The sequence below is a fragment of the [Clostridium] innocuum genome, assembly GCA_012317185.1.
Classification (GTDB): domain Bacteria; phylum Bacillota_I; class Bacilli_A; order Erysipelotrichales; family Erysipelotrichaceae; genus Clostridium_AQ; species Clostridium_AQ innocuum.
Genome location: CP048838.1, coordinates 1,522,609 through 1,546,014 on the forward strand (window position 1 = coordinate 1,522,609; position 23,406 = coordinate 1,546,014).

The following is a 23,406-nucleotide window of genomic DNA, read 5'->3' on the forward strand; positions in this document are numbered from 1 at the left end:
ATCATGAAGAGCGCCTATAATTATACGGCTGTCGAGACACACAAGCAGAAACTGTATATCCCCTATATCGGGATCGAACTGAATGGCTGGGGGATGGTACTCGTGATGCTGGGGGGTCTGTTGTTTGCACTGATCCCCATCGGTATCCCTGCGTATCATCTGTTCGGATCATTGGGGATCCTGTTGTCGATCGCGATCGCTGCGGTACTGGAGATCGGCGCTGTGATGTTCCTGACAGAGATCGACCGGGAGAGCCGCAAGAACAAGCTGATCACGTTCTACTATCGGGATGTGAAGAACTATCGCATCCTGTATGATTCCCAAGGACACACACATAGAGTATCGAAGGAAAGAGAAGGGAGAGTGCATCGGTGTGTACGTTGAACCTTATTACAGCTATGGAGAAGGAAACATCGTCTACTGTAAGGAATGTATCTGTTATCACTATGAGATCCGTCCGATGAATAGCCTGTATGCATCCGATCATCAGCTGCAGACATTGATCGATAACCTGCATCGGAAGATCCTTTCCGTCAATATGCCGGGAGCGATCTATATCCTGCCACAGCGCATCGATGAACAGGAGATCCTAAAGCATTATAAGATGTTATATGAGACGAATGGTGATCCACAGACAGAGAAGCTGTATCGCTCCTTCATGAAGGATATCAAAGCGCAGCTGACAAGTGGTATCAAGTATCGCTATCGGATACATATATGCTTTACAGACAACCGTGATCCATTGAAGAAAAAGTGGTTGAGTGGTTGGCTGAGTAAGAACAACGATCCGTTGGAAAAGCGGATGGTCGATCTGAGTGAGGTCATCGATGAACAGATATACAAGAAATTGACTATGGATCTGAGTGTGGAACGACCGGACAAGAAAGAGATACAGCATCTATATGATTATCTGGCGATCCCGATCGAGATACCGATATCCGATTATTACACGATCCCACAGGCAACGGAGCTGGAATATCATTATCAGACGCTGAAGAACAAAGGTGGATTCCGGGAGCTGTATTCTCGAGTGCTCATCGCAGATAAACTCATCCAGGATCGATTGGAGGATGGGTATCGTGCGAATGTGGCGGTCAATGAGATCCAGCTCTATACCTTCCCTGTCGACACGATCATCAAGTTCGATCTGGAACATACGCAGACCTTCAAGAGCAATATGACCGGAAAACGTGAGGAGATCCATAAGAATGCACGCCGTTACTGGCAGAGCAGCGGACGAAAGGACAAGGAAGCACAGAAAGCCTTCGAGCTTGCGAAGATCGGAGAAGATGTGGATCCATCGATCGAAGATTCCAAGATCCGCTGGCAGATGATGCTGCGCATCCGTGCCAATACGCAGGACATGCTGATGAAGCGCAGCGACAAGCTGCAGAAGAGATTCGAAGGGAAACGGATCCAGTTGACTTATGCAATCGGGGAACAGGAACAGCTTGCGGAACACCTGTTTCCATACAAGAACAGCTGTTACCGGTATGTGAATCTAACAGACGTTTTGTACTTTGCGCATTTTAATTTTTTCGGTGGCTTATACATAGGAGAAGCAGACAAAGGAGTCGTGCTCACATATACGAGACCTGCAGACCTGCCGGTACGGATCGACATCGAGGCTCCGATCAAGGGATTGACGCAGACAGGGTCCTCTACGGTGGCCTTTGTCGGAGAGACCGGTTCCGGGAAATCACAGATCGCCAACTATTTTGCACTCCTCTCCATGATCTTCTATGGGCACCGGCTGCTATTGGTCGATCCGAAAGGTGACCGTCACAAGCTCGTGAAGCTGTTGGATCGCTTCGGTGTTCTGACTTCTCACCTCATCATCGGAGATCCATCTTGTCCAAACGGTATGTTCGACGCCTTCCTATTACATCCGGATTCTCCCTTAGATGCATTGGCAGCGGCCAAGAATGATATCATCGCCCTGGTGCGTGCCATCAATCCACAACAGGAGGTCGATCTGATGCAGGTCGATGAAGCATATATGGAGCTGAGCGAAGCAATCAACAGTGGAAAGAACACACGGATCACGATGCGAAGGTTGGTCGATGTCATGATGAACAAGGATCCCAAGCTTGCACGCAGTTTGTATTCCCTGCGCAATGATCCGATGGCCCGCCTGTTCTTCGGGGACGATGATACCGATATCTCGAAGGTGTTCCGTCTCGATCGCCCCTTCAATCTGATCACGTTCGCGAAGATGCCGGTGTATTCCAGAGATTCGCTCACCTATAGCTATGATTCCGGAAATCTGGAACATCGGATTTTCTCCCTCATCCTGGGAAAGGTCAATGAGATCACGAACATGTTCCTGCGTATGTACAAAGGACAAGCGAAGACGATGCTGTTCGATGAGGCAAAACTGTATTCGACAGTCCCGGGTGGTATGTCCGTATTGGTGAACAACAATCTGATCGCAAGATCGGAGCTGTGTGATATGCTGGTCATCCTGCAGAACTGGAGCGATCTTCCGGATTCCATCATCAACAATACCGGACAGTTCTTCATCGGCAATATGAAGAGCAAGGACGAGATCCAACATATCCTGTGTCATTTCGATCTGGATGGCAATTCCACGCTGTCCGCTATCCTGCAGGATCGAACGAAGGAGGAAGGTGTCGACCAGGCAAAGCAGCACAATTTCTTATACTGTGATTACAACAACCGCAAATGCCTGACGAAGATGGCGATCTTGCCGATGTTTTCGGATGCCTTCCGCACCTTCAAGGATATCGATGAACAGGGGGCGAAGTCATGAGATGGCGTAGGTGCCTTACCGTCCTGAGCTTACTGTTCCTGCTGTTGTTCCCGACAGGTATCCATGCGGAATCTATGGATGGAGCGATCGGCAACGGTAATTCTCCCGGAGAGATGACAGCACAGAAGAACGATGAAGAAAAGGTAGATACCAATACTTCGGATTTTCTCTCGGATGCGATCCTCAGTTTAGATAACGATACGAGAAAAAAAGAAATGGACCAGGATTATATCAAGAATCTCTATAATTCCAGTATGACAGCGAAGACCAAAGGGCTCAACCTGCTTGATGGGGATTCCATCGTCACATGTTTCATGAATTTGATCACGCTGCTTCTGGAAATGATCGGGTTCGTGATCTCCTTCTTCGTGTTGACGATCTATAACCTGGTATCCTCCAGCTTTTTGGGAACCGTCATACAGGGGATCTTTGATATGATCGACAAGGTCGTTTTCGATTGGAGCGATCCTGAATCCTGGATCAATAAAGTGCTCCTGATAGCTGCATTGTCCTCTATCCTGTATAAGCTCATCAAAGACTTTACCAGGATCGTGCGATGGCAACAGATCGTACAGATCGTGCTTACCGCCTTCCTATCGATGACCTTCATCACCTTCATCGGCCAGAATGGACGCAAGATCGCAAATGGGTTCGAGAACGTGACGTCACAGATGTTGACGGAAACGTTCGTATTCAAAGAAGAGAAGGAAGATCCGGAGATCATGAACAAGCAGAACATCTTCGATATCTTGCAGAAACAGCCGTTCATGGTACGACATTTCGGTACGACAGATCTTGCGAAGATCGCCGGTTCGGACGATAAGGATGCTATCGAAAAGGTAGAAAAGCGAGTACAGCGCCTCCTGAACGATCCATCACAAGACAATGCGGAGGATGAATATGACAAGTTCGGAAATCATGCGATCACGCATGATGGTGGTTCCGCAATGCGGGTCTTGGGACTCTCCTTCGTCTTGTTAGTACATCGTGGTGCGATCAGTATCGTCATCGCAGCGATCTGTATCGGCTTAGGGGCTGTAAAGGCCTCAAAATATATCGTTCTGGGATTGAGTGTATATCAACTCATCTGGTGGCTGCTCAAGCATGGACGCAAAGCTCGCCAATGGTTCACAGACAGGCTCATGTGGTGCATGGTCACGATCTTTGCGGATATCCTGTTCAGTATGGCACTGTTCTTCCTGGTAGAATTATGCACGAAGATATCCGCTTACAGTGTCCTGCTCATGCTGGCAGTCGATGTGATCCTCATCGTCTTGCTCAGATTCGTGATCAAGAATCTACCGACGATCATGTCGAAGCTGATGGAAGATGGAAAGATCGTGGCAGAAGGAATGCTGTTGGGTACCTCTCCGATGTCGACGTACCGACAGCTGAAAGGCTCTGCTTCACAAAGTGATGCGTTTGATGGGGGCGGTGAAGGAAACGGCAGTGGCACAGGTGGCTATGGAGAAAGTGATGATAGTGATCTTCGTGATCATGATGATCCATATGATAGCAGCTATGATGACGACGCCTTGCGAGATGAAAAAGATCCCGATATGTATGCAGACGATATACAGGATGATGTGGACTCTGCGGATCATGAGGAAGCACCTGCAGAAGGTGACAGCGAACTGGCTGGACAGGCTGGTCCTGCCACAAGTAGTGAGGGTGCGCCTACAGAAGCAGAGAGTGAAACAGAAGGATCTGATGAAATGACTTCTGAGACACAGAGAGACATCGATGGTGGGGCACAGGAAACGGATCCGGGAGATGATGGTGAACCATTCAATGAAGAACATGCAGCTGACATACAGAACATGAGTGCAGAAACGCAGGAAGAGGAAGACCTGAGCGATGAAGCGGATATGGCGGAAGAAGATATATCGGATATCGATATGGACGATGACGATGATCTTATCGAGGATGCAGGAGCCCCGGATCTCTCAGATGTGGAAGGAGTTCCGGAAACAGTGGATCCTGAAACAGAAGATGATCTGAAAGATCGCTCGGATGATGATCCTATTCCTACAGAAGCTGCGAAACATACGGATTCTGAAGAGGCAACGGAAGAAACATCGTCAGCCTCTACAGAAGACAGCCCAGATGTAGAAATGAACACAGAACCTACACAAGCTACGCAGCAGCCGGATGATCCAAACAGTGTGCCTGCAGGAATGGATGTCGATGAAGGAGGACAAGAGAGCGGACCGATAAACGAACAGGATGTGCCGGCAGAACATGAGGCTTCAACAAAACCGGAAGAGGATACACTGCCGCAGGAAGAGGAGAACCTCCTGAATGAAGGCGATTAAGAAGCTCCTTCTCCTTTTCCTTCCCCTTATCATTATCATGATGATGTTTCTGATGTTCCTTGGCGGTGGTGTGAGAGATGGGAATGAGACGCCCAAAAACAATCTCAGTTCCTCTGTCGAATATTATCGTCCCTATGTGTCCAAGATCGCCAAGCTGGAAGGCATGGAAGATTATGTGGATCTGATCCTAGCAGTGATGCAGGTGGAATCCGGTGGGACTGGCGGTGATCCTATGCAGGCATCGGAAGGGCCGTTCAACAAAAAATATCCGCAGATACCCAATGGGATCAAGGATCCGCATTACTCGATCCGCTGCGGTATCAAAGAGCTGCAGGATTGCCTGAAAAGGGCGAAGGTCAAGGATGCATCCGAAGAAGGTCGCATCCGGGTGGCATTAGGTGGATATAATTTCGGAAATGGATTCATCGAATGGATCGATCGTGAAAAAGGTGGACGATGGACACTGGAAGCAGCTCAGGAATTTTCCGATATCATGAAGGGAAAGACCGGATGGAGCGTCTATGGAGATCCTCCTTATGCCGATAAGGTGATGTCCTACTATGACGCCTTGGATTTTATCAGTGGGGATGGGACATTGATCCCACCATTGAAGGGCTATACGCTCACCAGTGGGTATGGGAATCGACCATCGATCGGTGACTTCCATTATGGTGTCGATTTGGATGGCTCCTATGGTGCATCGATCTACGCTCCCGGTGATGCGAAGGTATATCAGGCATCCTCGAGCTGTCCTGCAGATGGCGGATACCTTGGGAATATGTGTCCGGGTGGTGCTTATGCAGGTGCCGGAAACTTTATCCAACTGAAAATGAAGTATAAAGGAAAAGAACTCTATATCCTACTTTGCCATATGAAGGATGTGGACGTCAAGACAGGACAGAGCATAAAGAAAGGACAACGGATCGGCAGCCAGGGACATTCGGGTAATTTGACAGCATCCCATGTACATATGGAGATGCATTTCTCAACCCCTGTGATTGCAACGAAAGAAGGTAGTGTGGATCCGAGAAAATACATCAAATTCAAATAATGGACAGAGGTGAAATATGGAAAAGAAAACGATCGTGTCTATGGGTATCCTCATAGCTGTGACGGCAGCATTCCTATGGATGAATCAGCCATCGGAAACGAAGGTGAACTCGCAGCAGAGCAGTACCATGATACAGAAAAAGCCAACAACGGAGCCATCTCCTCAGTCGGCTGTTCCCAATGATGTGGAAGAGGCCTGTAAGAGCGCAGCAGAACGCTTCGTGAGAGTGAAGACCGAAGGCCGCAGCAGTGATATCTTCCTGGATCGTATCGAACCGGTCAAGGAACTTCTCAGCGATGACTTGTACCAGTCACTGGTACCGGATCTGAGTAAGGAAGAGCTTGCGGCAATGCGAAGAGAGAGCAAACGTATCAAAAAAGAAGAAACGACAGAAACACAGATCACATCGATGGACAGCGCTATCGACAGGATAGCGGATGATGACTTTGAAGTATATGTCATCTACACTGCACAGATGCAGCATGCGGACAGGAACGATGCGAGCCGGTATCTGGTCCGGATGCGCGTACAGTGGATCGATGGGAAAGCGAAGATCTATAAGATGATCGAAGAGAGCAGCCTGGGAAACGGCTTCTATGAAAAGTAAGAGGAGGATCCGATATGACAGGAAGGAAAGCGGACATCATCCATCGTTTATATGAACTACAGGAAAAGATGGAAGAGGTAGACGGATATTGGGAAGATGCCCTGGAAAGAGATGCCCTTATGGAAAGTGAGGGATACGAGGAACAACATCAGGCCCTATATCAGGAATATTGGGACATCATGATGAAGGAAGTAGAAGAAAGGTGGCGCAAGTATGTAGAGGGGATCCTTGGTGATGGCCATTTTACAGAAAAGATATATGTGGAAGAATTGGAGATGATCATGGAGGCAGACGGTAAGCTCGTGGATGAATATCAGGGATACATCCTGCGCTCCGGCATGGACCCATTCGGTACGCTGACCTATTGGATCAAATCTCCGGATGGTGAACCGGTAGAAGAAAGTTTCGACTTCGTAAGCGATGCAGATGCGATCATATCGTTTCGTGACATGGTCGATCGAAACGAGTTTTATTGAGATGAGGTGAAGATATGGTACTAGAAGAAATATTGAAACATGATGAGACGTTCCGCTATCAGCTCCTCTCCCGGATGGTGGAGGACTGTAACTATTATCTGGGATATGGCAACCGAAACGCCGAGGGCCTTTGGGCCAATGATGAATGGGAGCAGATTGAGATCATGCAGGCATTGTATGAGAGCTTTCCTCCTGAAAAGAAACCGGAATGGCTCACACCGGACGATATCCTGGGATATGGAGAACGGATGCTTACTCCTCTTGGAGAGATATAGGTGTTAGGAGGAATGCAGAATATGTTATATCAGATATTACCAAGATATGATCATCAGTTCCAGGTAGATACGATGCGGATGTTCTTGAAGACATTGTCCGGAACGAAAAGGCGTCGATCGTTGCGAGATCGTCTGTCGAAGCTCTTCGATCCTAACTGTATCCTGGATTATCGTTTCATCATCGATTGCGACGGTAAGGATCAAACGGATGGGATGATCTCTTTCTACTTACAGGTGAGTGATGAAAGAGAGAATGGGCTCGTCCTGAACAGCCTGCAGAACATGTTCCAGGATAAGGCGAACGTATTCGAAGCGGTGAGACCGCTCACGCCGTATACGACAGTACATACCTTGTTTACGGATGATGTGCTGGATCATGCGAAAGATACGAAAAAGAGCCTTGCGACCTTCCGGGATGATCAGATCTTCCTGTTCATCCTGGGGACGATGCGCAACAAGACGAGGATCACGATCGATTTCAGTGTCGAAAAGAATTACAGTGCAACGAAGAGCATGTTACGAGGTGTGAGTACGGATGTCGATGTGCAGGTGATGATCAAGGTATCCGGAAAGACGAGATACCAGAGAAACCAGATCCTGGAGATCACGAATACGATCATCAATCTGACAGCAGGAGAAAAGGAGCTTCGGGCGATCTATCGGGATACCTATAAATTTTCCAAACTGACAGGAAACGAACTGATGAACCTGTTTCAGATCCCGACCTTCTACAATAAGAAGGATCTTGAGATACTGAAACGGATACACAAACTTGAGATCGGTCAGCGGACATTGAAGGAGGAAGAATTTGCGTCCGGGATCAAATGCGGACATGTCTATCATCCGATGCAGGATCGTGTGGTCTTCCTGAAGCAGCTACAGCTGCGGAAACATATGGTCATCTCCGGACAGACCGGTTCCGGAAAATCGAGCTTTGCGGAGGAGATGATGCGCGATATCCTGACATCTATCGTACAGGGGAAGAAGAACATACCGGGCTTCACGTTCTTCGATCCTGCAGAGACCAGTGTGCTGGGGGTCATCGATATGATGCTGAAGCTGCAGGCGGATGGTCATGATATCATGAAGCTGCGTGAAAAGATCCATTATATCGATTTTGGGTATGAGGATTGTATCTTTCCTATCTCCTTATTGAATAAGGATGTCCCCTCTACCGAGATCCTGGACTATTTCCGGATGTTGTTCGGTTCCGCAGTCACTGTACAGGTAGACCGTATGATCACCAGTGCAATCAATACGATCCTACTGGATGAAGATGAGCATACGATCATGGATATCCCAAAGATGTTTCAGGATGAAACGATGCGTGAGCGACTGTATGAGCGACTGAAGGATAATGTATATGCGGATGATGCATGTGCCTTCCTAAAAGGGCGTTTCGATAAACAACAGGTAGATCCGATCCTGAACCGTACCGATCCTTTCATCAATACGCCGAAGAAGAAGCTCATGTTCGGTATGCATAGTAAGTATGATGGGTTGCGGAAGATTTCAGAGTGGATCGAAAAAGGTGACATCATCTTATTCAATCTGAAAGGTCTCAATGACAATGACCTACGGATCATCGTCGGATATATCTCTTTAAAATATTATCTGATCGGTCTGAAGCGTCCGGATAATTCACGGCTACATCTGACCTTCATCGATGAATGTCACAAGGTGCAGTTCGATATCTACGAGCGCTGGTTGGCGGAGCTGAGGAAAGGCGGTATGGCACTGATCCCGATGACGCAATATCTGGAACAGTTCCAGCAAGGCTTCCTGAAGGCCGTCCTTGGGAATGCTGGTACGAAGGTGACCTTCCGACAGGGGCGTGATGGAGCCGTGCGTATGTCCGCAAACCTTCCCGGCCATCCGGATATCGATGGTCTGCAGGGACTTCCCGACCGAATCGGATATGTATCTACAGAGGACAACCGTATCGCCAAAACGGTACTCGTAGAAGTGGATCCGCCATATCGGTATAATGCCGGAAAAGTAGTACCACACAAGGAAGGAGAGAATGTGCAGGCGGAAATGAATACAGAGAAGAACCGTAACGAAGCACGCAGTTTGATGCGTCGTGACTTCCTGTCGAAAGAAGAGGCAGAAAAGATCGTATTCCGTAAAATAAAAAGACGAAAGAAAGGTGATGGAGAATGGGACGGATAAGATTTCTATTGTATAAGATATCGCAGCTCCTCCCAAAGGGACAACGCCGACCGGTGATCCTGATCTCATCGATTCTTGGGTTGTTCATCTTCTTTCAGTTCATGACAAGGATCAGTGATTCCTACCTGCTGTTGAGTGTGCAGCAGGTATTCCGGGATACATGGAAAGCATTGCAGGATGAGCAAGTCGGAGGACTTACGATCGTATTCATCTGTGCTATCTTGGGATATGGTGGATATCGATATTACGGCAGGATACAGACGGCCATCACGGTCTGTTATGCGATCATCTTCCTCCTCGCCATCTTGCCGTTCATCATGTCGAAGTAGGACGAAGATCTATGGAATTTGCTGTGCCGGTTACTGTGCCTAGAGCTGTGCCGACATATGTGCCGAATACTGTACGATATATGTCACACTTTTTCGCCATGAAATCCTTTATTTAAAGGCTAATTCAGACTTCAAAATTCTGGACAATTACCTTATTTTACCTTATAAAATAATATAAACTATAACAACCTTACGGAACGCTGCTTTATGCCTTAAATCAGAACCTTGCCCCCCTTATCCTCATATATATCTATCTCATGATATAACTATATATACTACTTGATACTACTGTATAGATATAGTAACTATTACTTTAATATAAACTATTTATTATGATAACTAAAGGAGGAATTAGTGATGGGACATAAGAATAAACCGAGAATATTGGACGACGATATTGAACTGATGATCCGGATCGCTAGACACGGATTCGTGGATATGGACTATATACAGTTATTTGCGTATGAGGGGAGAAAAAAAGAGACGATCGACAGACGTATCCTACAACTGGCTCTGCACGACTTCTTGATCATAGAGAGGACATTCATACCTGCGAACCATACAGCAAGTTTCCGGACCGGATACAAGATCGTTACTTTAGGGAAACGAGGTCTCCAGTACATGGAAGATATGGGATATGAGACAAAGGACAATACAAAAGCATTTTTAAACTACAGTCCTTATTACATGTATCATCAAGTGCAAGTGGCCACTGTTTGTGACATCTTACAACAGGCATACGAACAAGGTGTATCGAACTGGTATGTGGATGAAATACTTAATGAAAAGGAAGCATATCTGGAAGAGGCTTCCAACCGGCCGGATGCTGTCTTGATATTCAAACACAAGGATAGGACAAAGACATCTGCGGTATTGGTGTATTTAGAGTTGGAAAGATCGTATCCAAAGCAGGAGCGACTGGAAAGAAAAATCAGAGCGTACAACCGCTTGGTCAATGAGGAGTTATACGCAAACGCATTATCTCTGACTGTCATAGATCATCGTGTCTTATTTGTCAGTAAGGTAAGGAATGACCGACAGCTCCTGATCCGTAAGATACAGGAATATAAAGGTAAGATCGATTTTAATCTGTTGGTGGCAGGATATGAAAATGTCACAAAAGAACCTTTGAACGATATATACGAGATGCCTTTACATGTAGAGGAAACATATAAACTCATGGGGCAACTGCCATGATGAAGGAACTATATGAACGCCGTCGATAAGTATTATAGAACGAAGCATGAACTGCTTCAGGAAGGTTCTTATGCAGTAAAGATATTCTGTGATGCCAGCTTAAAGGATGGTGTCCTCGTCAGTGCGATCTATATCGATGATCATATCCGCATACATACCAAAACTAAATACCAAAGAATGAAAAGAATATTCAGAAAGGAGAAGCCTATGCGATCAAGATGGCATTGGATCATATAGCCAAACATTTTTATAAAGAAGCCGTCATATATACAGAGATCGATTCTATCATACATACACATCTATTCAGTGTCGTATTAGGAAAGACAAAGATTCAAGAGATCCCTAAGCAGCTCCGCCCTACTGCCCGGATGCATCAAAAACTCTGGTCGCAGTTTCGCTATGTGTACCGGATGAATAAAAGGATCGTACTGCAGAAAATAGATAGCAACAAAAATCCTGCACATGCGATTGCTTGTCAAAAACGTGAAGAATTCTTGCATCCGCAGGTACGACCTGCATGGAAACGTTGGATGATATTCTTATGTAACCGATTGATAGCGCAGCTCAGTAAATAAGTAGATATGAGTAACAAAAGTCACAGTTGAGATAAACATTACATTATATGTATTTCAACTGTGAAATATATGCTATAATTTTGTACGAAGATAGATTATTCCACTTCGACTGTGAACCCTTTCAGTGAATAGTTCGGAGGTGGTCATTTTGAATATTGACTTATATATCAGCTTTCTGATCATACTAGTTATATTAGAAACTGTGAAGCTAATAAAAAAGTGATCGCCCTCTAAACTTTACCACGGTTTAGGGCGATCACTCCGACAATAAATAATCTATCTTCACTATTGTGGAGAAGATCATCTTCATCTATATTATACACAATATTTAAGGTGATTCAACACAAAAGACTTAAAAATAAAAAAAACTTAGTCACACCTATCCAATGCCAATAGGTTAAGGAAGTTGACAAATAGGAAAAGAGAAAACTAGGAGAAATTTTAAAAATTCTCTAGATACCTTCTTTTTTGCTATTGACAAATGAATCAAAAAGCAGCCGCTATCGCGGCTGTGTTTATAAGTGAAAAGGGCGAGGAGGACACAACTTATGGTATTCATTTATAGACAACAGATTTCTCTATGTTTTTACATTCATTCTCTTATAGTTTTATTCAACCATTATTCAGATTTTTACACTTTGATTGATTTTTTTTGTTTATAATGGTTGTGACGCCTATGTGTGCTAATGTCATTCGTACTTTTTATGATTACATTCAGCAGGCTTCCGTTTTTCATCTAGATCTTATCCGAGGTGATAATCCCCATTCTTTCACCAGAAATCGCCATAACTCTGTTATTGATCTTGTTTATCAAATGCTGAATTGAAAAGGCGGTTCTCAATGGAGTGATATCATGGACTATTATCAAGATTAGGAAAAAAACCGGTTACAGAAACTGCTTTCTATCTCGCCAGGAAGAAGTTCAATCCACAGGCTATATGTGTCATGAGTAATGAGTTCATTGCAAATTATTACGATAATGAAGCAGATAGTTTAAAAAATGGAAAGGAAATCTTGTATTGGCTGTCGATGGATCAAAAATCATTCTTCCCAACACAAAGGAAAATACAGCTGCATTCGGAAGATTCTCTGCATCTGCAAATCCAACAAAAAATCAATCAAAACCTGTAGGTGGACTTTTATCTACCTTACATGACTGTCTAAACAATACGTTTTTAGATATGCAATTCGGTTCATGTACATTAAGTGAAATGGCACTGGCAGCACAGCATATCAAAACTTATTGTGAAAATTATGTTGCAAAAGCAATCTTTACCTTTGATTGCGGGTATCCGTCTATGCGACTCATAGATCAACTGTTACAACAAAAACAATACTTTCTATTTCGTGTATCTTCTGTTTTTTTAAAAGCTTATATGGATCAGGTACAGGATGGTGAAGACAGATTATTTGAAGTAACATTCGATAGAAAAACGACAAATCACTATCGAGAGGATATTCGGTTTCGCCAGCATCTGATGAATACCACATATCAGCTTTGGTTCATTAAGATCATTATAGGAAAAGACATTGTGGAATATCTGATATCTAACCTGCCAATGAATGAATACAGCATAGATGACTTAAAGGAATTGTATCATCTGCGCTGGACGATAGAAACATCCTATAATCGTTTGAAGAACAGGATAAAATTGGAGGAATTCAGAGGATTCAAAGAGATACTCATCTCTTCTATCAGGGTATTTATGCAGATATATGGTTGTATAACTTGATATCATTAAAATGATAGAAATTAATGAAAAAGCAGCGATTGAACAAAAGGAAGATGGAGAATACGTAATCAAGCGAAATTTTAACAAGGCAGTGGGTATCATGAAAAAATGTTTATCAAATCATTGGTAATGATGGAAGAAGATATCTATAATACTGCAATGCAAGTGATTGAGGAAAATATTATGAACAACGTCGTGTGGGTAAAAAAAGATTGATCCTATAGTCGAAAAAGGACAACAACACCATCGGCAATATCCTATAAAAAAGCATATTGATTTATATATAGCATAGTGGCTCTCATATTTTTTTTCATAATGCCTTTTTTACTATGTTTTATGGATTAAATATGTTTATAAAAAGATTAGACATCTACATTTCATCTTGTGCAGACATCTAATCTATTTTTTTATTTTGTCAACTTCCTTAACTGATTGGCATTGGTAGGTAGATACCCTGTTTTTTTAATACAACCATTTTCTAGATGGAGATAATTTTCCTAAACTTTACATTCCTCTATTAATTGTATTAAAAGGGCTGTGCTTTTTGGCTTAATTAGTAAATTAGTGTGATTTAAATATTATTACATAAATACTGTAACGATAGCGTAGGTTTATCCTATAGATGAAGTGAGTACATCTATAGGATAAACCTACGCTATCGTTACAACAGGGATTCGGCTCTTTATTTATCCAAACTTGTGGATTTATGCGCCAATTTGTGATAATTATTCCACATTAGTGTAGTGAACCGATTACTTTTAGCGATATCAATATCCCTATGATGTACTGAATTTCCTAGCATTATCGGTAGTGAATCGCCATCGGATGCGGACATATGTCCATTGCGGTCACTCTCCCATGCTTCTAGTTTCTGCCGGAGCAGGTCTATATTGTTAATCATTCGGGATAGGCACTGACATGTCATTACATAAAGCTCTATTTCGGCAATAAAAAGCCAGCTCACATGCTTGGAAGTGTAATGGATTTACAGCTTTTTAGCAATCATGTGGTCTTCCGCAGCAGGAAATGCTTTGTACAGGGATGAAAGGGCTTGGGTATTCTGATTGTCCATGACAAGTATGATTTTATCACGGCCAGGGTAGCTGACATCCACCAAGTACTTGATCACCTCTGCCCAGTTAACCGCAGTAAGGTGTTCCTGGACACTTACATGCCGCACGCCTCCTAGAGGTTACACGAATACAAATATACTGCATGTACCGTTTCGGATATATTCTGAATCAAATTTCTGGGTATCACCTGGGCGCATAAGCAGCGGCCCCCTGTATTCTCCAAGCAGCTGGGTATGGCTTTTTATCCATACATACCAACGGAACAGTAGGGTCATATGGCTTTTTATAAATGTCCAGAATCTCCTCCATGCGGGCTACGAATTCTGCGTTATCTTTGGGAGGGATGCATTAGTAGGTGTTTTGTGGGGCCGAAGTGTCCGGCGTGAATGCCCCTCCGGGGTAGGACTGCAGACCATCTGGATAATGAGTGCTTCAGCGCTTCCATCCACCTTGAGCAATGCAGCACTGGAATTAGGGATGATTTTGTAGACGACAATATCGGTAATGCCATTCTTAACATAAGACTGAATGATATTTGTTATGGTAGCAGGTCAAACAGCATAGCTGTGAGCAACCAAGGGATGGGTGAGCCCTGTTTCATGCTCTTCATCCGACTCATGCAGTATCAGGCACTGCTTTAAAACGGTTTTGCAGTTTTTTTTGTTGCGAAATGTTTTTTTGAAGTGTAGCCCTTTCATCATCACTAAGCTTAAAAATGTATATTTTTGATCTTGCCATAGAAAATCACCACCGTTTCTTTGTTTCTTTTATTGTGCCAGAAAACGGCAATAATAGCCAAGACTATTCAACTAAATATCATCATGTCAATACACTAGATGTATGCCATGCACGGCACAATAATAAAAGCAGGAAGAAAAACAACCTGCTTACTAAAGAATTGAATCGTCCTAATGAAATCCCGTCTTTTGACACCTAAAGAACAAAAAAACAGCTATAAGTCCTTTAAATGTCGCAGCACATTATCTACAAGGATATTTAGCTCTGTTCCAATATCGGAGAAAACATCCTATGTATTTAAATAATGAAATAGGACGCAGTCTGTTTTGTCAGTTGAATTGTATTAAAATGCACTTAGAAATAAAGATATCTGTAGTGGCGTCAATATTTATAGGACTTTATTTATAGGACTTTTTAATGCAGCATATAAAACAACTAAAAGAAAAGCGTGAGGAATACGGTGTATCACAATTACGATTTGCTGTTGCCTGTGGTATTAGTCGTGAGTATTACGATCGTATTGAATTGGAAAACAGCCATTGACAGACGAATTAAAGGAAACAATGACAAAACAGATTGAGCATTTCAATCCTCTAGAACCATTGTTCTTATTGGTAGATTACTTTCGTGTTCGCTTTCCAATTACGGACGCACTAGCAGTTATTCTTGATGTCTTACAACTTAAACCTGATTATATGTTTTTTTTCTAGTGTGGAATAATTATCACAAAATAATCAATATAGGCATCAAAGGGTGTATAATGAGAATAATGGAGATGATAAATTATGAAAAGCATCTATACTGTGGAAGCAGAGGAAAAACTCGTATATAAACTAGAAATCACAAGATGTCCAATATGTATATCGTCATTGTGTATCAAACAAATTGTAATGACACTAAGCGGAACATATCAGATTATAAATTTAGGTTATGGATGTCCAGATAAAAACTGTAAAGGAAATGATGTCGTATATTCATCAGAAGAAGCATTTCATCAAAGCTTATGGTATACAAGATATGGTATGGATGTTTTTGCCTTTATTGGAGAGCAACGTTTCTGTAATCATAAAACCAGAATGGAAATAGCGGAAGAATTGAAACAGTATCATGTTCAGATAACTGACCGTGAGGTTGAGAAATGTATGAGAAATACAAGCACCTTCTTAAAACAGATAGCACAGAAAGACAAAACGAGACTTATCAGACTTGCAAAGCAAGATATGGTGGTATCGTACTGTCGTTAGATGGTATACAACCAGCGAAAGGGAATGAACCACTATATGTTTTAAGAGAAGTTTTGTGTGGTAAAGTGATTGCATCAATCAGTATGAAAAATGGGTCTTCGAAAGAGTTGAAGGAAGCCTTAGAGCCATATGTAAATACAGATGTTCCCATACTTGGTTTCGTCAGAGATAGACAAAGATCAATACGGAAAGCTCTAAAAGAATTACGTTCGGATGTTCCTTATCAGTTCTGCCAGTTTCATTACTTAAAAGATATTTCAAAGCCAATGATAGCATCAGATAGAAAGTTAAAAACTACAATCAAGAAAAACCTGCGAGGTTTGCAGGCAATCGAAGTAAGTTTTAAGCAGAATGAGCAATTAGAGGAGAAGGAAAAAGAAATCATAAACGGATATTGTGAGGCTATAAGATCTATTCTGTTAGAAGATGGAAAACCGTCACTAGAACTACCTGGGATGAAAATTTATGAGAGACTGGAAGAGTTAAAAAAATCGTTTGAGCATTCATTGCGAATGGTAGAGCAAAAAAAGAGACTTTCAGTATATCTTAAAACGTTTCCCACAATGATCAATAGGAGAAATCACAAAAGAAGCTATCACAAGGTGCAAGAGATGTATGAAATCATAAGAGATATAGTCAAAAGCCTAGAAAAAACAAGCTTTTCCACCAGTCAATCGCACGAGGAGGCTCTTAAAAGTCTATTGATAAAAGCCTTTCAAGAAAAGGGTCAAAAGCATGGCATGAAAGGGTTTATGGAAAATCTAAAATGATACAGCAAGGGATTTTGGGAAGGATTATTCACGTATTATGATAATCCAGAGATACCAAAAACAAATAATGATCTCGAACGTTCATTCCATTTAGCTAAACAAGATTATCGTAGGATTGCAGGAAATGATGATTGGGGTAGATATATACAATATCAAGGAGAAAAGGTGATGTTTATCTATAATTATACAAATAGGAGAGACGATATGATTAAAAAGTTTACAGAAATAGGAAAACTTACTTACAGATCAATATCACAAGATTACCTAAACAAGAATAGTGATCAAACATCGCGATATCGTTATAATAGGAATTCTGCTCTCTATTTATCTATGCTCGAAGATATGTGCGCTGATATGTGATAATTATTCCACACTAGTTTTTTTAAAATTATGGATAATGTGGATATGATTCAAATATATTCTTGGAAACACAAATTTGCTGGCACATAGTATGACTTTATGCTCTATTGTATGTCGGTTGGTGGTGTAATGAAAAGGCTTTGTTTGGCTATCAATGACAGAGCAGGTATTTTAGATATTCCACATTAAGGAAAAAATAAGGCAGGTGAATGTATTTCTTATTTTCGTAAGCAGAAAGATTAGGACAGTACAGAAAAATGTGGAGATGATATACCTAAAAACACTGTAGAAATCTTATATCTGGGTACTTTATGTAGTGAACCATATATGTGTGTATCAGAAGTATTATGAGCTGTATGTCAAGAATGGCACAGTTGAAGATACAGAAATTAAAAACAAATTTTAATACGTATGAAGAATGAGCTTGCTTATTATGCGGTTGTTGATTTACTGACTTATCGAGACGCTGAACGCATCGCTTTTTCTTTTTTCAATCATTATATCCGCTTTTTTAGACAGAGAGGACGATAAATCGAAAAATCAATGAAAGATAAATGCGGATTGGGCATGGTTTATAGGAGAAGACAGAGAGCAGATACAATAAACAACGAAATCAGAGACTTATACATTACAAAAGGCATTGCATCGGTTAAAAGGCAAGTAGCACCTACGAAAAAATGTTACAGGAATTAGATAAAGAAAACCCCACAACCATACTGAAAGATATGATTGAGCTGGCAGAACTGGAAAATAAGCTTTATTGTAGTTAGAAAATCAAAGATTGTAGAATGAATTGATACAACTGTTCCACAAGAGAATGACGGTATTTTTTAATTTTTTCTATCGATGTTCGCCATTTTATCAAATTCATTTGTATTAATGATGAGGAAGAAAAAAGCAGATTGTATCTAAATGATTGCCGTGCAGATAGTAAATGAAAGAAGAAAAAGATTTCTAAAAGTGTCGGAATCAATCTTTCATGAACAGTGTTATGTGAAAGGAAGAAAATATTTAAAATTGGTAGTGTTATTATCAAAAAAGCAAGAGGCTGAAAATGCTTTACACTGAGAATATATGCCTTAGTAGTAAAGTAATTTATGAAACATCAAAAGTGGTAAAATATTCGAGCAAAAGAGTTGCAATTCCATTATTTTTCATGATATATTTTTTTATGATTGGTAAATATTGGATTTAAATTTTTCTCATGAAAGGAGGGGTATCAGTAAGAATGGACATTTGCTATTTTGTCAAATGAGAGTGCTTAACAAAGGATCATCCCATGAACAAATAACGATATCCGAAAAGAAACAGAAGCAAATCTTTCAGCGGAAGTATGGGGGTAAGACAAAATACCAAGTGCTGTTTTTAGAATAGTGATTTAAAAGACAAAAGAGTACATCTACAAAGGCACATAAATTGGGAATTAATGGTACACTTACCCATTTGTTTTTTGAATCAAGAATTACAAGATCTATTTGAAAGGAGATGTCTATGAAAGGTAACAAAGTCTTTACACTGGTATGTTTAAGTTCGCTTATTATGGGAAACATCCCATATCAACCTATCCATGCCACAACTTCTACGACGGATGTAAAAGAGGAACAGAGTACTTCTGTTGCAAGAAAAGAAGTGCTTAGCTTATTCAAAGACCAGACATGTACTAGATTAGCTGATGGAATCACACAGGAAAACATCGATCAAGCGCGAGCAAAGGTTGAGACCGTCAATCAGGCTGAAAAAGAAAGATTGACAGCTTTGATAACAAAAGCCAATGCTATGCTTCAACAATTCAATCTGAATGGATTGTATGGCACTTTCACTCAGCTGTATTTCTATAGTGATGGTAGCTATTCTGCTCGATTGGTGACAAAAGGAGGTGTGCCTCATTCTTATATCAAGGATAGTTATGCATCAATCAAGATTGATGATGCAAATAAGGAGAATGTCTATACAAAAGATTATGTTGGTAATGTATCACAACAAGCGACAACAGAAACTCTTGATCTAAAAGAAGGGTATTATCTAACGATAACAATAAAAGAGCCATGGCGTTTTTCAACAAACCACAACGATGAATTGAAGCAGAATGATACCAATCCATATAAATATGTTGTTAGAAATGGAAAATTAGAGCGTATTGATGACAAGAACAGCGTATTACACTTGTTAGGGTTAGGAAACAATGAATATGCCTCTTTAAGAGTCGATTACAATTCCATGAAGATGCGCTTGACAACAAGAAATGTTACGCCACATTCATATTTTTCAGGTTCTTATGAAAAAATCGAAGTTCTTGATACAACAAATGTAGTTGTATACACCAAAGATTTTAATGGTAAACAGAGGCTTGAAGCAGGGATAGAAGACATTCCTTTTGCAGTCGGCTATAAGATTCGCCTCAGCGGTTCTGAGCAGGATTTCAGAGTAAAAGCCTACCAAGATGACAATACCCCTCAGTCTTTACAGCTGTCCAAGAACAAAGCAACTCTGAAAATAGGAGCTAGCGGACTTGAACTGATGAAGTCACAAAATGGATCTGATTTGGAATCCGAAGTCATCAGTCTTTTTACAGATGGCTCTCTTACAAGATTGGTCCCAGATATGACACAGGAAAAAATCAATACAGTAAAGAAAAAAGTTGAAGCATCCAATGAAGCTGATAAAGAGCAGATGTTGTCTACAGTATCTAAAGCAAGTAATCTGTTACAGCAGTTCAATCTGAATGGATTGTATGGCACTTTCTCTCAGCTATATTTTAATTGCGATGGTAGCTATTCAGCTCGTCTGGTTACGGGAGCAGGACAGCCTCACAGTTATATCGCAAAAGACTATGCAACGATCACGGTAAAGGATACGACAGGAAAATCTGTATTCGAAAAGAAATATGTAGGAAATGTTTCTGAAAAAGCTGCAACACAAAGCATTGAATTGAAGGAAGGATACACCTTGACGATTGTTATGCAGGAACCATCTCGTTTTTCAACGAATCATAACGATGAATTGAAACAGAACAACAGCAATCCATATACATATGTCGTTAGAAATGGTAAACTGGAAAGAATCGACAATAAGAACCGTATATTCCACTTTACCGGATTAGGTGATAGAGAATATGCCACACTGAAAGTTGATTACAATTCCATGACCCTGGCTTTGAATGCAAAGAAAGTGATACCACACTCATATTTTAAGGGTTCTTATGAAAAGCTGGAAGTTCTCAATGAAGTAAATGAAGTAGTCTATACGAAAGATTTCGAAGGTAGCAAGACATTGATTCCAGAAACGAAAAAAGTGGCTTTCAAGACAGGATATAAAATTCGTTTAACGGGTGCAGAACAGAATGTAAGAATAAAAGTATATGATGAAGGTAATAAACCAGTCTCTTTGAGCCTTGCCAAGAACAAGACTTCTATTAAACTGGGAGCTAATGGACTAGAAGTGATGAAATCACAGAACGGTTCAGATCTAGAATCCGAAGTTATCGACTTGTTCACAGATACCACATGTACGAAGTTGGCAGAAAACGTAACACAGGAAAAAATCGACGCTCTGGTAAAGAAAGTGAATGAATCTAAGGAAACAAACAATAAATATATGTCATCTCTATTGTCAGAAGCAAGTAACCTGCTTCAGCAATTTACTTTGCAGGGGTTAAGCGATACGACGTTTGCTCAATTATTCTTCTATAATGATGGAAGCAATTCTGCGCGTCTAGTTACAAAAAATAGAATGCCACATTCCTATATCAAGAACGAGTATGCAAAGATTACAGTTCAGGATACAAAAGGAAAGACCACATACGCAAAAAGTTATATTGGAAATGTTTCACAGAAAGCAGAAACTGAAACATTCGATTTAAAAGAAGGCTATCGTCTCATTATTGAAAAGCAGGAACCTTCACGTTTCACGACGAATCACAATGACGAGTTGAAACAAAACAATACCAATCCTTTCACATATATCGTACGTAATAGCAAACTGGAACGAGTGGATGCTAAAAACAGAACAATGCGTTTTTCAGGCTTGGGGAATGGAGAATATGCGTCATTGAAAGTCGATTATAATTCTATGGATATAAAATTGACAACTAAGAATACAGCGCCACACGTGTATTTTAGCGGTTCATACGAGAAAGTGGAAATTCTTGATCTAAAAGGCAATGTCGTATACTCGAAAGATTTTATTGGAAATAAAAAACTGGATGTGAAGACAGATGAGACCCCATTTAAGATTGGATATAAGATTCGATTAACCGGCGCAGAACATTTTAGAGTCAAGACATATGATGATGAGAAAAAGTTGGTAGATTTGAATTTGAGCAACAAAAAGATGGAAGTCCGTATTACTTCAGATGGATTGGATATCGTCTTTGCTACTACAGATTCCATGACCGCTATATTGAAAGCTAACGTTGAAAAACGTCTAACGAATACGGAGCTTGATGTATTTGCAAAAAAAGATGCAGATCACAAGAAGTTCCTAGATTGGCTGTATAAGAATCCGGAAGCTATGAGACTATACCTAGATGGCGGAAATGCAGCATCCTCTAAACAGACAGGAATGTCATCTTATCAATTCAAAGATACTACGTTTAACGTGAAAAATGAGATGGAATCACTGGAAATTTGGTATCAAATCTGGAAGAAGCACGAATCATCACACCAAGGAACAAATCTGAAAATTGCAATTGCTACATCTTTGGAATTCAATAAAGGTGTGTACGCATGGTATAACGTAAAATCCCAAATAGATCCAATGAAGAGATATGAAAATCTTGCGAGGGCTGAAGCAGAAGGAATTCTATTCGAAGACTTTGCCGGATTGACAATCCGTGAGATGAGAAACGTGGTCAATGCGAAAATCTCCGATGAGGATATGATTTGGTTGAGAAATTATATGAAAGAGAATAAGCAAGACATGATCAACAGAAATGATATTACAAAAGGCTATTCTCTGATCAAATATGTCGCTACCAATCCGGATACAGGTGCCAGCGTTCAAGGTCCTAATTTTTATGGTCCTAATCCAACGATAAAAGAGGTTATCAAATACGGTGGTGTGTGTGGAGCTATGTCTAAACTAAGCAGCGTTCTTGCTCAATCATATGGTATTCCAACATTCCCTATTGGGCAGCCAGGGCACTGTGCATATATCTATCTAGATGCAAAGCACAATTATCAGTTAGGATATGATGTCTTTGGATGGAAAGGCTGCGGTAATGCTAACTCAACATTGCCATATATCATGATCAACAACTACTTCAGTGGTCATATCGATGCTTATAATGCTTCAGAATATGATAGGCATCAGGCAAGTGTTACGTCAAGTGATGAGCTCAAGCTAAAATATCTGAATTCTTCTTTAGAAAAGGAACCATTGAATTATAAGTCATGGGAAGATAAGTTGATATTATTATCCAGCATGGATAAAGATGCACATTCTAAAGCAGTAAAAGAGATGCAGGAAGTATTCAAGGATTACCCCGTGATTGTAAAAAATCTAGAAAACAAATAATTATCAAAATATGAGTCAAAAGAAAAAGGATCAAAATCATCCAAAAATCTATATGATGTGAGTACACTGTGGGGGACTTTCACCATAATCGTCAACCACTTCTCTTTATAAAGTGGTTTATTCCAGTCATTCCACTCTGACTGTGAATGTTTTTACTGCAACTTTTCCGCTGAGATTGGTGTTCATCTGGCATTCCGTATAACA

14 protein-coding genes and 2 pseudogenes are annotated in these 23,406 nt (G+C 41.2%); all 16 read left to right on the top strand.

The genetic code is table 11. The annotated features are described in order from the left end of the window. The first annotated feature begins 3 nt into the window (after nucleotides 1–3). A complete protein-coding gene (locus G4D54_07360) occupies nucleotides 4–384 on the top strand; it encodes a hypothetical protein (protein ID QJA02255.1) in 381 nt (126 codons plus the stop codon). Then, nucleotides 374–2,773, top strand: coding sequence for a hypothetical protein (locus tag G4D54_07365; GenBank protein ID QJA02256.1), 2,400 nt, complete (start codon nucleotides 374–376; stop codon nucleotides 2,771–2,773). The genes G4D54_07360 and G4D54_07365 overlap by 11 nt, the downstream gene beginning before the upstream one ends. Further along, complete coding sequence (locus G4D54_07370; protein QJA02257.1) at nucleotides 2,770–5,088, top strand: hypothetical protein; 2,319 nt, start codon at nucleotides 2,770–2,772, stop codon at nucleotides 5,086–5,088. Before G4D54_07365 ends, G4D54_07370 begins: the two co-directional genes overlap by 4 nt. Continuing rightward, entirely contained in the window at nucleotides 5,075–6,139 is a 1,065-nt protein-coding gene (locus tag G4D54_07375; GenBank protein QJA02258.1) for a peptidoglycan DD-metalloendopeptidase family protein, read from the top strand. Before G4D54_07370 ends, G4D54_07375 begins: the two co-directional genes overlap by 14 nt. Before the next feature lie 16 nt (nucleotides 6,140–6,155). Beyond that, nucleotides 6,156–6,746, top strand: a complete 591-nt coding sequence (locus G4D54_07380) for a hypothetical protein (protein ID QJA02259.1) — start codon at nucleotides 6,156–6,158, stop codon at nucleotides 6,744–6,746. A 14-nt stretch (nucleotides 6,747–6,760) separates the two neighbouring features. After that, a complete protein-coding gene (locus tag G4D54_07385) occupies nucleotides 6,761–7,222 on the top strand; it encodes a hypothetical protein (GenBank protein ID QJA02260.1) in 462 nt (153 codons plus the stop codon). Between the two features lie 14 nt (nucleotides 7,223–7,236). After that, the gene (locus G4D54_07390; protein QJA02261.1) at nucleotides 7,237–7,497 is read left to right on the top strand and encodes a hypothetical protein; all 261 of its coding nucleotides are present in this window, start codon (nucleotides 7,237–7,239) and stop codon (nucleotides 7,495–7,497) included. A gap of 21 nt (nucleotides 7,498–7,518) precedes the next feature. Further along, on the top strand, nucleotides 7,519–9,669 hold the full coding sequence (locus G4D54_07395; GenBank protein ID QJA02262.1) for an ATP-binding protein: 2,151 nt from the start codon (nucleotides 7,519–7,521) through the stop codon (nucleotides 9,667–9,669). Further along, nucleotides 9,657–9,998, top strand: coding sequence for a hypothetical protein (locus G4D54_07400; GenBank protein ID QJA02263.1), 342 nt, complete (start codon nucleotides 9,657–9,659; stop codon nucleotides 9,996–9,998). The genes G4D54_07395 and G4D54_07400 overlap by 13 nt, the downstream gene beginning before the upstream one ends. 357 nt (nucleotides 9,999–10,355) lie before the next feature. Then, a complete protein-coding gene (locus G4D54_07405) occupies nucleotides 10,356–11,195 on the top strand; it encodes a hypothetical protein (protein ID QJA02264.1) in 840 nt (279 codons plus the stop codon). A gap of 1,594 nt (nucleotides 11,196–12,789) precedes the next feature. Further along, the gene (locus G4D54_07410) at nucleotides 12,790–13,503 is read left to right on the top strand and encodes a transposase (protein ID QJA02265.1); all 714 of its coding nucleotides are present in this window, start codon (nucleotides 12,790–12,792) and stop codon (nucleotides 13,501–13,503) included. A 2,228-nt stretch (nucleotides 13,504–15,731) separates the two neighbouring features. Continuing rightward, nucleotides 15,732–16,024, top strand: a pseudogene (locus G4D54_07415) (helix-turn-helix transcriptional regulator). Between the two features lie 75 nt (nucleotides 16,025–16,099). Further along, nucleotides 16,100–16,558, top strand: a complete 459-nt coding sequence (locus G4D54_07420) for a hypothetical protein (protein ID QJA02266.1) — start codon at nucleotides 16,100–16,102, stop codon at nucleotides 16,556–16,558. Continuing rightward, nucleotides 16,453–17,328 carry a hypothetical protein gene (locus G4D54_07425; protein QJA02267.1) on the top strand — a complete coding sequence of 292 codons (876 nt, stop codon included), beginning with the start codon at nucleotides 16,453–16,455 and terminating at the stop codon, nucleotides 17,326–17,328. The genes G4D54_07420 and G4D54_07425 overlap by 106 nt, the downstream gene beginning before the upstream one ends. A gap of 450 nt (nucleotides 17,329–17,778) precedes the next feature. Beyond that, a pseudogene (locus G4D54_07430) lies at nucleotides 17,779–18,480 on the top strand (replication initiation factor domain-containing protein). A 699-nt stretch (nucleotides 18,481–19,179) separates the two neighbouring features. Further along, on the top strand, nucleotides 19,180–23,202 hold the full coding sequence (locus G4D54_07435; GenBank protein ID QJA02268.1) for a hypothetical protein: 4,023 nt from the start codon (nucleotides 19,180–19,182) through the stop codon (nucleotides 23,200–23,202). The last annotated feature ends 204 nt before the right edge of the window (nucleotides 23,203–23,406 follow it).

Bases quoted from the DNA above. Each gene is read 5' to 3' on its own strand.
- G4D54_07360 (QJA02255.1), top strand. From the start codon at position 4: ATGAAGAGCGCCTATAATTATACGGCTGTCGAGACACACAAGCAGAAA.
- G4D54_07370 (QJA02257.1), top strand. From the start codon at position 2,770: ATGAGATGGCGTAGGTGCCTTACCGTCCTGAGCTTACTGTTCCTGCTG.
- G4D54_07375 (QJA02258.1), top strand. From the start codon at position 5,075: ATGAAGGCGATTAAGAAGCTCCTTCTCCTTTTCCTTCCCCTTATCATT.
- G4D54_07380 (QJA02259.1), top strand. From the start codon at position 6,156: ATGGAAAAGAAAACGATCGTGTCTATGGGTATCCTCATAGCTGTGACG.
- G4D54_07385 (QJA02260.1), top strand. From the start codon at position 6,761: ATGACAGGAAGGAAAGCGGACATCATCCATCGTTTATATGAACTACAG.
- G4D54_07390 (QJA02261.1), top strand. From the start codon at position 7,237: ATGGTACTAGAAGAAATATTGAAACATGATGAGACGTTCCGCTATCAG.
- G4D54_07395 (QJA02262.1), top strand. From the start codon at position 7,519: ATGTTATATCAGATATTACCAAGATATGATCATCAGTTCCAGGTAGAT.
- G4D54_07400 (QJA02263.1), top strand. From the start codon at position 9,657: ATGGGACGGATAAGATTTCTATTGTATAAGATATCGCAGCTCCTCCCA.
- G4D54_07405 (QJA02264.1), top strand. From the start codon at position 10,356: ATGGGACATAAGAATAAACCGAGAATATTGGACGACGATATTGAACTG.
- G4D54_07420 (QJA02266.1), top strand. From the start codon at position 16,100: ATGAAAAGCATCTATACTGTGGAAGCAGAGGAAAAACTCGTATATAAA.
- G4D54_07425 (QJA02267.1), top strand. From the start codon at position 16,453: ATGTATGAGAAATACAAGCACCTTCTTAAAACAGATAGCACAGAAAGA.
- G4D54_07435 (QJA02268.1), top strand. From the start codon at position 19,180: ATGAAAGGTAACAAAGTCTTTACACTGGTATGTTTAAGTTCGCTTATT.